12 protein-coding genes are annotated in these 14,053 nt (G+C 65.3%); 4 read left to right on the top strand and 8 right to left on the bottom strand.

Features of this window, described 5'->3' with window-relative positions; genetic code table 11:
* Nucleotide 1: 1 nt before the first annotated feature.
* The 8 genes from EEB15_RS16395 to EEB15_RS16360 form a co-directional block, all read right to left on the bottom strand.
* Entirely contained in the window at nt 2–1,117 is a 1,116-nt protein-coding gene (locus EEB15_RS16395; protein WP_141510947.1) for a patatin-like phospholipase family protein, read from the bottom strand.
* A gap of 128 nt (nt 1,118–1,245) precedes the next feature.
* On the bottom strand, nt 1,246–2,829 hold the full coding sequence (locus tag EEB15_RS16390; RefSeq protein ID WP_141510946.1) for an MBL fold metallo-hydrolase: 1,584 nt from the start codon (nt 2,827–2,829) through the stop codon (nt 1,246–1,248).
* A gap of 105 nt (nt 2,830–2,934) precedes the next feature.
* Nucleotides 2,935–4,407 (bottom strand): aldehyde dehydrogenase family protein, encoded by a 1,473-nt coding sequence (locus EEB15_RS16385; RefSeq protein WP_141510945.1) that lies wholly within the window; start codon nt 4,405–4,407, stop codon nt 2,935–2,937.
* A 39-nt stretch (nt 4,408–4,446) separates the two neighbouring features.
* Nucleotides 4,447–5,439: a TRAP transporter substrate-binding protein gene (locus EEB15_RS16380; protein ID WP_141510944.1), complete on the bottom strand. Its 993-nt coding sequence runs from the start codon at nt 5,437–5,439 to the stop codon at nt 4,447–4,449.
* A gap of 29 nt (nt 5,440–5,468) precedes the next feature.
* Nucleotides 5,469–6,746, bottom strand: coding sequence for a TRAP transporter large permease (locus tag EEB15_RS16375; RefSeq protein ID WP_141510943.1), 1,278 nt, complete (start codon nt 6,744–6,746; stop codon nt 5,469–5,471).
* A 19-nt stretch (nt 6,747–6,765) separates the two neighbouring features.
* On the bottom strand, nt 6,766–7,302 hold the full coding sequence (locus EEB15_RS16370; protein ID WP_158290134.1) for a TRAP transporter small permease: 537 nt from the start codon (nt 7,300–7,302) through the stop codon (nt 6,766–6,768).
* A gap of 80 nt (nt 7,303–7,382) precedes the next feature.
* Nucleotides 7,383–7,541 (bottom strand): helix-turn-helix domain-containing protein, encoded by a 159-nt coding sequence (locus tag EEB15_RS16365; RefSeq protein WP_158290133.1) that lies wholly within the window; start codon nt 7,539–7,541, stop codon nt 7,383–7,385.
* A 34-nt stretch (nt 7,542–7,575) separates the two neighbouring features.
* Nucleotides 7,576–8,589 (bottom strand): AraC family transcriptional regulator, encoded by a 1,014-nt coding sequence (locus tag EEB15_RS16360; protein ID WP_141510940.1) that lies wholly within the window; start codon nt 8,587–8,589, stop codon nt 7,576–7,578.
* Between the two features lie 109 nt (nt 8,590–8,698).
* Between EEB15_RS16360 and EEB15_RS33700 the strand changes: the two genes are divergently transcribed.
* The 4 genes from EEB15_RS33700 to EEB15_RS16340 are packed head-to-tail and all read left to right on the top strand — an operon-like array spanning nt 8,699 to nt 14,052.
* Entirely contained in the window at nt 8,699–9,010 is a 312-nt protein-coding gene (locus EEB15_RS33700; protein ID WP_158290132.1) for an EthD family reductase, read from the top strand.
* Nucleotides 9,007–10,713 (top strand): FAD-binding oxidoreductase, encoded by a 1,707-nt coding sequence (locus EEB15_RS16350; protein WP_141510938.1) that lies wholly within the window; start codon nt 9,007–9,009, stop codon nt 10,711–10,713. Before EEB15_RS33700 ends, EEB15_RS16350 begins: the two co-directional genes overlap by 4 nt.
* Nucleotides 10,713–12,431, top strand: coding sequence for an acyl-CoA synthetase (locus tag EEB15_RS16345; RefSeq protein ID WP_158290131.1), 1,719 nt, complete (start codon nt 10,713–10,715; stop codon nt 12,429–12,431). The genes EEB15_RS16350 and EEB15_RS16345 overlap by 1 nt, the downstream gene beginning before the upstream one ends.
* Nucleotides 12,432–12,441: 10 nt before the next feature.
* Entirely contained in the window at nt 12,442–14,052 is a 1,611-nt protein-coding gene (locus EEB15_RS16340) for an NAD(P)/FAD-dependent oxidoreductase (RefSeq protein WP_141510936.1), read from the top strand.
* Nucleotide 14,053: the final 1 nt, after the last annotated feature.

Genomic DNA, 14,053 nt, shown 5'->3' with positions numbered 1-14,053 from the left:
TTCAGCGCTTGGCCCCCAAGTGTTCGACCACGCCCGCGATCAGGTCCACCGGCGCCTCCCAGGGGGCCCGTTCGATCATCGCCAGCGTGTCTTTGTAGCCCGCCTGCCAACGGGTGCGCACGCCGGCAACAGTGAAATCGATGTCCTTGGCTTGGCTCTCGCCCTCGAGCCGAGGCGCGAGCAGCCGAAGCACGTGCATCGTCGCTCCGCAACCATAGGTGGCCAGCTCCCGCACCTCGGGATCGGATCGCTGGCCGGCCGGAACGTGCTTCTCCATCTCCCGGATCACTCGACGCAGCCGCTGGATCTGCTCTTGCCGCGCAAGGTGGCTTTGGGTACGGCTCGCATACTGAATGTCTTTCTGGCGACCCATCACTTGCCAGATGGACTGTGGCTCAGGCCCGTCCGGCTGCCACACGTCGACTGCAAAGATGAGAGAGTCGCGCCGCGGGTGGTCATCGAACACCGCTTCGATCGGTGTGTTGGAGTAGATGCCGCCGTCCCAGTACGGCTCGCCTTCGATGCGCACGGCGGGAAACGCGGGCGGCAAGGCGCCGGATGCCAGTACGTGGTCGGTAGAGAGCGTCTCGTGGCGACTGTCGAAGTAGCGCATCTCGCCACTGCGTGCATTTACTGCGCCCACTGTGAGACGGGTACTGCATTGCCCCAGCTGCCCGCTGCCAATCAGCGATGTCAAGGACTCACGCAGTGGTGCCATGCTGTAGTACGACGCCGCCTCGACGCCTACGTCCGCGTGCGTTCCGAACAGGGCAGCCGGGTTGGGCTCGAAGAAATTCGGAATGCCGCGCATCACCGTGTTCATCATCGCCAACGAGCTGTCCATGCCCAGCCAGGCCAGCGGCCCGACAGCCGGGGCCGGGCCGTCGCTAAATTTCCAGAACTTGCGCAAGCGATCCAGGCGCTGCCCGGGAGGATTGCCGGCAATCAACGCGGCATTGATGGCGCCGATCGAGGTCCCGATCACCCAATCGGGTTCGATGCCACTCTCGTGCATCGCCTGGTACACCCCGGCCTGGTAGGCGCCAAGCGCGCCACCCCCTTGCAGGACCAGCACGACTTGCCCAGGCAGGGGCTTGCGCTTGCTCGCGGCCGTCATGTGGCAACCACCTTCGAAGCGGCCGCGGGCCGTGCCTCGGGTTGTGATGGCATCTTGGCGCTGGCAGGCTGCTTGGACTTCATATGAACATTCAACCACGTCGCGCCCGCGTCGCCTCAACGCACATGTCAGTTTGCCGTCGCCAGCGCCTCCAGAGGTGCGTATGGCGCAATTGAACCGTGCCCGCCCGCGAAGCGCACAGGAGCGATGCCTGCTTTCTTTACGCCGTTGACGACCGACGAGAGCAAGGGGGTGATCTTCTGTGGCAGCGGCGCCCCTGGCAGCCACAGATCAGTGACCCACCCCAACCGCTGGTCCGCAACGTAGCCGATCAGCATTCCCGCGGCATGCGGGTTCTCCACCAAGTGCACTGAAACCACACGCCGGCCGTCTGAAAAGGTCTGCTTGTCGGACACCTCCATGATGGCGGCGCGACTGAGGTCGGTCGCAGCCAGATCCGGATTGTGGGTGAAGGAGGCCGAGAGCACCTCCCGGAAATGCCGCGCCGAGCCCTTGCCTACGACCAAAGTCGCGCCCTGCGCCACGTACGTCCGTAGGCCACCCGCATGGTCCATGTGGTGATGCGTCAGCACCAGGGTACGCACCGGCTTGCCGGGATATTTCGCCTTCGCAGCCGCCAAAGTCCAGCGCGATTGGCCGTCGGACACCGGGGCGTCGAACACGATGAGGTGGTCGCTCATTTCGACGATCAGGCTGTTGTGCGAGCCGCCGACCACGAACTGCACGCCCGGCGCCACCTCATCGAGACGCAAGCTGGACATCGCTCTGTTGTCGAACCCCGGATCGTCGGAATCCACGTACGTGCCGATGAACTGCCGGCGGATGACCCATTGATGGTGATTGTGACCGGTCGCTGGGACGGCCGCTCCGGCCTTGATCGCAGCAGGTGGCTCGAATTGCGCGGCATCGATCGGAACATTGATCGCCAACTGCGTGAGTTGCACCTCCTGCACGGGCTTTCCGCGCAACTCGTAGACACGGCGCGCCGGAATGCGCACACCATCCACCATCCGCCAATCCGAGAGCACTAAGTCGTAGGTGACATCGCCCCAGATGTTGTCATGATCCATGGTTCGGATTCGGATGGGAAGAGCAGTCTGCGGGTCGAACACGACGGTGTAAGTAACCTGGCCGACCGCGTAGTCGAGCGCCGGATGCAAGACGCCGGCGACCGCAACATCCGAACGCGCGCGCACATCCCTCGGGTGGCGCTGCATTTCCAGCAAGAGGCTGGGCGATGCCCGCAGCAACTCACGCTGGTTCGTCGCAACCCGCAACCCCGACATCGCGTGGGCCGGGGGATTGTTGGCGAGGCTCTGCTTGTTGCGCAGCATCGTATCGACGCCAAGCACGTAGCCTGCTTGCGGAGTCACGATCTCGCTGAAGGCGCGTTTTACCGGGAAGGGAAGCGTGTAGCTCTTCACCCAGTCGATCCGAAAGACCTGCGCCGGCAGATCGGCGGTCAGCTCGAATTCCGAGCTGGTATGCCAGGACTCGCCGTCGGGTTCGAAAGCCTGCTCGGGATCGGCCTGCCGGACAGTGCCTTTCAAGCTCAAGGACTTCAGCTTGGCGAGCGCCTCTGTGCCACCCATCGCATCGAGCGCCCGGCCGACGAGATCGGCAGGCGGCTTCGGGCTTGCGCAGCCAGCGATGAACAAACTCAGGACGATCAAACTACACAAACGTTTCATGAAAAATCTCACTTTCTTTTATGCGCACCGGCCTCTGGCCCATTACATTTGTCGAGATCGTTTCGGCCATCGGCTCCCACGATGATGTAGTCGTACTCGTTCACGCTACGCGAGTTTGATATTCACGTTCTTCGTGTACGTGAATTCCAGCAGCTCGGCAAAGCATTCCTCGCGGCCGATGCCGGAATGCTTGACGCCACCAAACGCGGCGCCCATGAAATGCTGGCTGGCGTTGTTGATCCACACGTAGCCACTCTGAATCCGCTTCGCGGCCCGATGTGCGGTGTTCAAGCTCTCGGTCCAGATGGACCCGGTCAGGCCGAAATCCACGCCGTTGACGATCTCGAAGAGGCTGTCCTCGTCGCTCCATTTGAAGACCGACATAACCGGCCCGAAAACCTCTTCGCGCGCCAGGCGCATGTCCGGCCGCATGTCGGCAAAGATCGTCGGCTCGTAGAAGAACCCGTGCTTCAGCGCCGGGTCATCCGGTTGCTTGCCGCCGCATACCAGCCTGGCGCCTTCACTCAACGCCGATTGGACGAAACCCTTGACCTTGTCGAGCTGGGCCTGGCTGACGAGCGAGCCCATCGTCGTCTGCGGATCCGTCGGTACGCCGGGTTTGTGCCGCAGAGGCAGCAGCGCAGCGACCTTCTCCAGGACCTGGTCGTGAATCGACTCGTGCAAAAAGACCCGGCTGGTCGAGCCGCAGCTCTGGCCCGACCAGGTGAAATTCATCCCGGCGACGATCCCGTCCACCAGCTTTTCCCGATCCGCATCGGGGTAGGCAATCAGCGCATTCTTTCCGCCGAGTTCCAGCAAGACCGGCTTCAAGTCGGCTGCGGCGGCAGCCATGACGGCCTTGCCCGTCGGCACGCCGCCGACCAGGGTGATCTTGCGCACCAGGGGATGACGGCTCATCGCCTCGCCGCACTCGCGCCCGCCGCAAAGGAAGTTGACGACGCCGGCGGGGAAAATGCCACCGACGAGTTCAGCCAGGCGAAGCGTGGACAGCGGTGCCTGGTCGGGTGCCTTGATGACCACCGTGTTGCCTGCGGCAAGTGGGGCGGCCAGGCGCGCCGCGGCGAACATCAGGGGATGATTGAATGCCACGATGCGTGCCACCACACCCAGCGGTTCCTGAAGGGTGTAGTTCAGATTGCCGTCGCCCATCGGGATGGTCTCGCCCTTGATCTCGGCAGCGAGCCCCGCGAAGTAGTCGAGGCAGTCCGCGGCGAAGTGCGCATCGCGCGCCAGCGCGGAAACTGGATTGCCGTTGTTGAGGGAATCGAGCTGTGCCAATGGAAGCGCGTGTTCGCGCAAGACCGAAGCTGCCTTGCGAAGAAGGCGGCCCCGCTCGACGGGTTTCGTGGCCGCCCACGCTGGAAAGGCCGTGTGGGCGGCCCGTACCGCTGCGTCCACGTCCGTCGCGTCGGCCAGGGGCGCCGAAGTGATGCGCTCGTTGTAGGCCGGATTGATGGTGTCGGCATGGCGGCCTGCCTTGGGCGCATGCCATGCGCCACCGTAGTAGAGGCCTCGCTGCTCAGGCAGTATCCCGGGCGGAATTTCGTGTGCGCGCATGGTGTGAATCGCCGACGCGGTGCCTGGAGTGAGTGGGCGTTAGCGGTACTTGTGCGCAATGCGGCGAAGCACTTCGTAGTCTTGCCGACCTTCCGGCGTGAGCTCCTTCATTGCCGCAGGAACTGTCACGTCGAGGTAAGACTTCTCATCGGCGGCCGACAGGCGGATCATTTCGCCGCCGCCCTTTTCCCAGACGACCCGGGCTTCGTCGATCCGGGCTAGTGCGCGAGGGGCGATTTCCGCGTCGGTCTTTCGCACCGCTTCGCGCAATGCGGGTTCGAGCGCGCCGGTGGATTTGAGAAACGTGGAACTGGCCAGGCCGACGATGGAGATGAACGTCGATGGCAGCAGCGTCTGCGACTTGGCGACGTCGTAGTACTTCAGCGCCGACGGAATGGGCGTGCCCGCATAGACGCCATCCAGCGTACCGTTCTGGAACGCCGGCAGCACTTCGCCGAGCGACATCGACACAGGGCTGGCGCCCAGTTGCTTGAGCTGCGCCATGACCAATGCCGATCCGGGCACGCGAATCTTCAGCCCGCGGAAGTCTGAAAGCTTGCGTACGGGCTTGCGCGTGACGACGCTGCATTGTGAATGGGCCAGAACGGTGAACAGCTCTACCCCCTTCTTCGCGGCAATGCCGGAAAGCTGTTTCCTGGCCTCCGCGTCGCCGAGAACCTTGATGCCTTGATCGATGCTGTCGAACACGCCGGGCACTGACAATGCTCCAAACCTGGCATCCAGCCCCTCGTACACGCCGGAAGCGTTGAGGGTGAATTCGATGGTTCCCATGCTCAGGCCTTCGATCGTGCGTTGGGCGGTCCCGAGCTGGCTCGCCGGATAGACCTGAGCTTTGATCCTTCCAGCAGTGGCTGCTTCGACATTGCCTTTGTACGCCTCCATCCAGTCGACACCCACATCGCCGGCAGACGTGGTCGACAGCTTCATGACCTGGCCCTGGGCATACAGCCGCTGCGCCATGCCGAGCCCTGCCAGCGCGGCGATCTGCTTGAGGTGGTTGCGTCGATTCAATGAAGTCTCCTGTTGTGGTCGTACGAGGTCTAGTTGACAAGCAGCCTGACGCCGGCCAAAGAGATGGCGGGGACATAGGTGATCAACCCCAAAGCGAACAAATAGATTGCGATGAAGGGAACAATCCCGCGGTAGATCGTCTCGAGCGGGAGTTTGAGCACGCTTTGGGCGACGAAGATATTGATTCCGAAGGGCGGATGGAACAGCCCGATCGCAAGATTCACCGTCACGATGACGCCGAAGTGAATCGGGTCCACGCCGATCGCCGTGACCAGCGGAACGAGCAGCGGCGAAAGCAACAGGATCGCCGACAGCGGATCCATGAAACAGCCGACCGCGAGCAAAATGATGTTGATGGCCAGGAGCAAGCTCCAGCTCGGCAATTCAAGGCCCACCAACCATTGCGTCATGGCTGCGGGAACCTGGTTGACTGTCAGCAACCACCCAAAAACACTGGCGCAGGCAACGATGATCAGAATCTGGCCGGTGAAGACAGCTGTCGTTCCCGCACTGGTCAAAATGTCACGCCAACTGAGTTCACGATAGATCAGGCGCGCCACGACGATCGCGTAGAGGCACGCGACGGCGGCGGCTTCGGTCGGCGAAAAGATACCGCCGTAGATGCCGCCCAGGATGATGACCGGTGCGCCCAGCGCGCCCGCACCACGCACGGTCGCCTTCCGGAAAGTCGGCCAGGAGAAGCGCTCGCCGCCGCCAATTCCGTTGCGGCGGGCATACCACATGACATACGCGCAAAGAAGCCCGGCGATCAGCAACCCCGGGAATACGCCGGCAGCGTACAACCGTGGCACCGACTGCTGTGCCGCAGCGCAGTAGACGATCATCGGGATGCTGGGCGGGATGATGATGTCGATCGCCCCAACCGCTGTCAACAGGCCAGCCGAGAACTTGTCGGGATAGCCGCCGCGGCGCAAGGCCGGCAGCATGGCGCGACCGATCGTGGCGACCGTCGCGGCACTGACACCGGAGATGGCACCGAACAGCGCAGCGGAGCCTACGGTCGTGATCGCCAGACTGCCGCGGGCCGATCCCACACCGGCATCCACGAAGCCGACAAGGCGCTCGGCGATGGAGCCCCGTCCCATCATTTCACCGGCGAAAATGAAGAACGGAACCGCCAGCAAAGCATATCCGTCGACGGCACCAAAGAGGTTCTGATGCAATGCAGAAAGTGGCATCTGCATGAAGAACGCAAGCGCCGTACTGACGGCTGCCAGCAGGACGAGGTAGATGGGGAACCCCAACAGCAACAAAGCGATCGGAAGAAGGCAGAGCGCGAACGTCATCGGTGGTGTGTGCCCGATCTCAGGTCGATTGGCCGACGGGTCGATCCGGGTGCTCCTCGCCGACCATTGCCGGCGCGCCGAATGCCGACTGAATGACGCCGAAGAGGGTCAGCATTGCGAACGCGACGGCGACGACCGCATGCGGCAACCACATGGGAAAGTGAACGTTTTCGCTGACCGTGCCGATCTGGAACATGCGCAGTGCATAGTGAGTGGATATCCAGCACACAAAGCCGCACAACACCGCGGTTGCCATTGCTTCCGCCCGATTCAGGATCTGTTGTGCCTGCCGCGGAAACGAGCGCGCCAATACATCCATGCGCAGGTGTTGTCCGCGAATCGCCGCGACGACCGACCCGAAGAAGGCCAATGCGACCATCAGGTAGATCTGGAATTCGTCGGCGCCCGGGATCGAGCGGTCGAAGATGTAGCGCTCGACGACGTTGGTCACATTCAACAGCACAGCGGCGATCAAAGCTGCCGCGAGCACCAGTTCCAGCCCGGTTCCCATGCGAGTGATGGCTGGCGCCAAACTTGTTGAATCAGGGAATTTCACGTGGGGATGTATCGATTGAGCGCGGATCCTAGGTTGCCCATAGGAGCCGGTCCAATTCAAAATAACCCCTGCAGACATAGTCAATCGACTATGTCTCCCATGGACTCGTGCACTCTGCGCTTGAGGAACTCGCTGGGAGTGGTGTCAAATTCGCGCTTGAATATGCGCGAGAAATGCGCGTTGCTGTTGAAGCCCCAGCGATACGCCAGCGCCGAGATCGAGATTGTCGTGCCTTTCACGCCAGGCCTTGCACCTGGCCTGGTCAGCCCAGGCTCACGCGGCCTTCGTCATATCCGCACGCAGCGCACGGGGCGATGCGCCGAAGTGACCGCGTACCGCGTGTGAGAATGCACTTGGCTCGGCGTAGCCCAGGCGCTCGGCGAGCGTCGACAGCGGCACGCTGGTGTCGGCGAGCAGCTGCACGGCTTCGGTCATGCGTGCTGCCTCCACCACCTGCCGGAAGCTGGTGTGGCACTGCTCCAGTCGCCTTTGCAATGTGCGTACACTGAGATCCAGCGAGCGCGCCACGCTCTCGCACCGGGCCTGCGCATAGCCCTGTGCGGCAACTGCCGCGCGAACCTGGTCGACCAGTGCGTCCGATCGGCCCTGTGCCTGGCGCTGCGCGTCGGCTCGGCCAAGCAGCAAGCGCAGCAGGCTCGGGTCCGCAGCGGGCCAGGGTGCATCCAGCGCCGCGGCGTCGAACTCCATGAAGATCTCCGGCGTTCCCAGCGCCACGGGGCATTCGAGCCATTGCTCGTAGGCCGCCGACTGCGCCGGGTCAGTGCCAGGCAACGCGACCAGAGAGGGTCTTTGGCCGTTGGGCACGCAACGGTACAGCATGGCCAGGAAGCCCGCGAACAGTGAATCGACCTGCGCCGGATGCATTGGGACTGGGCAAGGCGTGATGCGGTACATCATGCGGGTCCCTCCTGGCACAGCGCCCAGCCGGAAACGGCCCGAGTTGCTGATCAATTGCTGGTAGCGGATGCAATAGCCCAGCGCATCGCGCAGGCTCGCGCTGTGCATCACGACCAGGGCCAGCACGTTCATGGCCTGCAATGGAAGGCCTGCGCCAACACGCAGTCCCAATAGCGGGTCAGCGCTCAGGGCAGCGGCGCGCTGCCACAGGCGCCGGACCTGGACCAGCTGCAGTTGCCGTGTCGGCGCCGCAAGCGCAATACCGGCGGGCATGCCGGTGCCCAATTCGGCGAGATCGATACCCAAACGCTCGAACTGCGCGGCAACCCCCAGCAGCCAGGTGGCGATGACCGTCTTTGGCGTGGTCATCCTCCGTCACTCCTGGCCTGGCGCGTCGGATCAAGTTCTTGGCACATGCGCGCATGGTCAACCACGGGGTGCGCCTCCACAATCCGCGAAAACCAGAAGGAGACACAGCTTGATCCGCATCACCGTGAGTTATCCAAACGCCGAAGGCAAACGCTTCGATCACGCCTACTACCAGGCACAGCACCGCCAATTGCTGCTGGACCGCTTGGCCGAGCACGGCCTGCAGCGCGTCGAGATGGACAAGGCACTGGCCGACGGCGCCGGCGGCAAGCCTGCGGTGGTGGCTGCGGCGCATCTCATCTTCACGGACATGGCGGGCTTCCAGAACGGCATGAAGGCCCACGGCCGCGAGATCATGGGCGACCTCGCGAACTACACCGACATCGCGCCTGCCATCCTGATCAGCGAGATGGCTCCGTGAGTGCTTCGACCCTCTCCGGCAAACCCGCCCGACGCTTCTGGGGCTGGGGCTACCTGCGCGACGGGCTCACCGAGGACGAACTCCGCGGCGTGCACAGGCTGCTCGCGCCGCTGGGGCCGGTGGGCCCCGCGTTGCCCGAGCCGCAGTTGGCCGACTATGCGCTGACCCCGTCGCGCGGCAGGCTACCCGAGTCGCTGTCGGCGCTGGTGTCCTCCACCGCCTACGACCGCATCACGCACTGCTATGGCAAGGGCTTCGCCGACGTCGCCCGCATGTGGATGCGCCATGTGCCCCACGCGCCCGACTGGGTCGCGTTTCCGCGCACCGAGGCCGACATCACCGACGTGCTCGATTGGGCCAGCCGCAGCAACGTGGCCGTGGTTCCTTTTGGCGGCGGCACCAGCGTGGTGGGCGGCGTGGAAGCGGCAGTCGGCGACGGGTACGCCGCCACCTTGTCGCTCGACCTCGAGCGTTTCGACCAGGTGCTGGAGGTGGACACCACCAGCCGGGCCGCGCTGGTCCAGGCGGGCGTGCTCGGGCCTGACCTCGAAGCGAAGCTGCGACCGCACGGCCTGACGCTCCGGCACTTTCCGCAAAGCTTCGAGTTCAGCACGCTGGGCGGCTGGATCGCCACCCGCGCCGGTGGCCACTACGCCATGCAGTACACCCACATCGACGACTTCGTCGAGAGCACGCGCACGGTGACCCCCGCTGGCGTCGTGGAGACGCGGCGCCTGCCGGGCTCGGGCGCCGGGCCTGCGCCCGACCGGTTGATCATCGGCTCCGAAGGCACGATGGGCGTCATCACCCAGGCCTGGATGCGGCTGCAGAGCCGGCCCACGTTCCGCGCCTCCGCGTCGGTGGCGTTCGACGACGTGATCGGTGCCGCTGCCTGCGTGCGCGCGCTCTCGCAATCGGGATTGCAGCCCAGCAACTGCCGCCTGCTCGACGCGCGGGAGGTGGCGTTCGCCGGTGTCGGCGACCGCCGCAGTCCGACGCTGGTGCTGGGCTTCGAATCGGCAGACCATCCGCTTGCGGCCTGGATGAGTCGCTCACTGGAACTGGTGGCCGACCATGGCGGCCGGTGGGACCCGCAAGCCGTGGCCGAGTCGATGCGGCCTGCGGGTGAGCAGCCCGCGGCCCACCGCAGCGGCGCCGCCGGCGACTGGCGCAACGCCTTCATCCGAATGCCCTACTGGCGCGACGAGACCACGCGCCTGGGAGCGATCTTCGACACCTTCGAGAGCGCTATCACCTGGGACCGGTTCGAGTCCTTCTACGACGGCGTGCGGCGCGACGTCGAGTCCGCCATCGAGCGCATCACCGGCCACGCCAGCGCGCTGTCGTGCCGCTTCACGCATGTCTATCCGGACGGTCCGGCGCCCTACTTCACCTTCTTGGCACGCGGCAGCAGCAGCGGCGACATCGCCAGCGCCCTCGCGCGCTGGCGCGACATCAAGCTGGCGTGCAACGAAGCCGTGGTGCGCCACGGCGGAACCAGCACGCACCACCACGCGGTGGGCCGCGACCACCGCAATGCCTATGAGATCGAGGTGCCGCCGTTGATGCGCCAGGCCTTCGCCGGCGCGAAGTCCGTGCTCGACCCGCACGGCGTGATGAACCCAGGTGTGCTGTTCGACCCTGCGGGGCGGGCGGTGGGCATCCGCGGCGTTCTGGAACCCGTGAAGGGAGCGCCGCTGTGATGCCGCCATCCAACCTGGGGCACCGCGGGGTGGCGACGCTCGCCGACGTCGAGGCCTTCGAATGCGCGGCACCCCTGGAGCACAGACTGCCGCGAGGCGGCGTCTGGAACATGCTCGAGTCCGCCGGCGAACGTCATGCGGACCGACCTGCCCTCAGCTTCCTGCCGAACGGCGATCCGCACGAGCCCGCCGAGACCTGGACCCATGCCCAACTGCTCGTGCAGTGCCGCCAGTTCGGCAACTTGCTGCATGCGCACGGCGTCGAGCGTGAGGACGGCGTGGCCGTGCTGCTGCCCAACCTGCCGCAGACCTACTTCGCGCTGTTCGGCAGCCAGGCAGCGGCGGTGGCCTGCCCGATCAGTCCTACCCTGGGAGCCGCCGCGATGGCGGGCATTCTGCTGGCGGGCCAATGCGCCGTGCTCGTTACCGAAGGCCCGGGGCGCAACCCGGCACTATGGCAGCGTGCCTGTGCCGCGGTCGCGCAGGCCCCGGCCGTGCGCCATGTGCTGGCCGTGGGTGGTGGCGGGCCCGGCATGCCTGCGGGCGTGGACGTGCACGACTTCGATCTGGCCTGCGCCGCCCGGCGCGGCGACCGGCTCGATTTCGTGCCCCCGCAGGAGCCGCAGGCGCCGACGGCCCGTTTTCACACCGGTGGCACCACCGGTGCGCCCAAGCTCGCCACCCATACCCAGCGCAACCAGGTCTACCTGGCCTGGTGCATGGGTGAACTGGTCGATTTCGGCCCGCGCGACGTGGTGCTGATCGGCCTGCCGCTATTCCACGTTCATGCGGTGATTCCACTCAGCATGGGCCCGCTCAGTCAGGGTGGGCACCTGGTGCTGCTGGGGCCGCAGGGCTTTCGGCACACCGCTGTCATGCAGGGTTTCTGGCGCATCGTCGAGCGCTTCGGCGCCACCTGCTTCAGCGCGGTACCAACCGTGTATGCGGGCCTGCTGCAGGTGGACGTCGCCAGCGCCCAGCTGGGCAGTCTGCGCGTGGCCTTCAGCGGCTCGGCACCGCTGGCGCGGCAGGTGGCGCAGGATGTCCAGGCTCGCACGGGCCTCGTCATCCTCGAAGGTTACGGCCTGACCGAAGGCACCTGTCTGTCGACGCTCAGTCCGCTGCGCGGGCAGCACCGCATCGGCTCGATCGGGTTGCGCCTGCCCTACCAGGCCATGAAGGTCGCGCTACTGGACGAAGACGGCCGGTGGCTTTCCGACTGTGCGACTGGCGAAACGGGCAGCCTGCTGATCCAGGGTCCGAACGTGTTTGCCGGGTATGCCGACCCGGCGCAGACCGCCGCCGCCTTCGCCGCCCCGGGGTGGCTGAACACAGGCGACCTGGGCCACTGCGATCTGGAGGGCTACTTCTGGATCTCCGGCCGCGCGAAAGACCTGATCAAGCGCAGCGGCCACAGCATCGACCCGCAGGGCATCGAAGAGGCCTTGCATGCCGATCCAGCCGTGGCCCTTGCAGCGGTGGTGGCGCGGCCCGACAGCCGCGCCGGCGAGGTGCCGGTCGCCTTCGTGTGCCTGAAGCCCGGTGCCACCCCTGACGCGGCGCAACTGCTGGCCAACTGCCGGCAGCGGCTCGACGATCCGGTGGCCACACCGGTGCACCTGACCATCCTCCAACAGCTGCCGATGACCGCGGTTGGCAAGCTCGACAAGGTCGCGCTGCGTGCGCTGGCCGCAGCAGACCACCCCTCCCCAACCTGAAAGATCGAACATGAGTACAACCACCACCGGCACGCCCTACCGAAAGCACGAAGGCATTCAGGGCGACTTCGACACTGTGGTGATCGGGTCGGGCATGGGCGGACTGGCCCTGGCGTCCTTCCTCGCGCAAGACGGGCAGAAGGTGCTGCTGCTTGAGCAGAACAACATCGTCGGCGGCATGACCCAGGCCTACAGCCGCGACGGCTATCGCTGGACCGTGGGCATGCACTACATCGGCGAAGTCGGTAACCCGAAGGGTGTGGGGCGCAAGCTGTTCGACAAGGCCACAGGTGGCAGCTTGCGATGGACACCGATGCCCGGCATCTACAACCGCATGGTGATCGGTGGCCGCGCCTACGACGTGCCGGCCGGCCCGCAGGCGTATGCCGACTTCCTGACGAGCCACTTCCCGGACGAGGCCGACGCCATCCAGACCTACCTGTCCCTGATCAGCAGCGTCTCGAAATCGTCGGGGCCCTACTTCGGCGCCAAGGCGCTACCGGCCGAGGCTGGCAAGGCGCTGATGCAGCTGCACGGACAGGACTTCAAACGCTTTGCGCGCCAGACCACGCAAGAGGCCTTGGGTAGCCTGACCGACAACGAAGAACTGCTCGCCGTGCTGTGCGCCAACTGGGGCGACTACAGCCTGGAGCCGAGCAAGAGCTCGTTTGCGATGCACTGCATGCTCGCCAAGCACTACCTGCACGGAGCCAGTTATCCGGAAGGCGGCGGACCTGCCTTCGCGCACGCGATGGTGCCCATCATCGTAGCGGCGGGCGGCCGCGTGCTGCACAGCGCCGAGGTGGCTGAGGTGCTGGTGGACGACGACGTGGTCCAGGGCGTGCGCCTGGCCTCGGGCGAGGTGGTGCGCTGTCGCCGGGTGGTGAGCAATGCCGGAGTGCAGAACACCTTCGGGCGCCTGCTGAACGGCGACAGCCCCGGCGTACAAGCCGCGAAGGCGCAGCTGGCGGGCGTGAAGGACACCTACGCGGTCGTCGGCCTCAACATCGGCTTCAAGGCCGACCACGCCGCGCTTGGGTTCACGCCGGCCAACATCTGGTCGCACCCGGGCTCGGATTTCGAAGCCAATCTCGCGGCGCACCGGCAAGATTTCGACGCACCGTTCCCTTGGCACTTCATCACCTTTCCGTCGACCAAGGACCCGCTGTGGGAGCGCGACTTTCCAGGGCGCGCCACGGTCGAGATGTACGCCTACACCGACTACCGGCACTTCGCACGCTGGGCCGGCACGCCGTGGATGAAGCGTGGCGACGACTACCTGGCGCGCAAGGACCAGATCCGGCAGCGCCTGCTGTCCGAGCTGTTCCGGCATGTGCCCGCGGCAGCGCAGTACATCGATCACGTCGAGGTTTCGACGCCGCTGAGCTACGAGACCTTTGCCAAGCGGGAGCGGGGCGGGTTCATGGGCGTCGAGTCGTCGCCGCAGCGGTTCGAGCAGGACTGGCTGCGCCCGGCCACGACGATCCGCGGTCTCTTTCTGACCGGACAGGACGTGGCCACGGATGGTGTCATCGGAGCGCTCGTGGGGGCCACGCTGTGCGCGTCCGTCATCCTGCGACGAGATCTGATGGAGGAGGTCCGTGAGAGCGCTAGATCTTGAG

Source organism: Ramlibacter sp. WS9 (assembly GCF_003797765.1).
Taxonomy (GTDB): domain Bacteria; phylum Pseudomonadota; class Gammaproteobacteria; order Burkholderiales; family Burkholderiaceae_C; genus Ramlibacter.
This window is presented reverse-complemented; position numbering and strand designations above follow the sequence as displayed.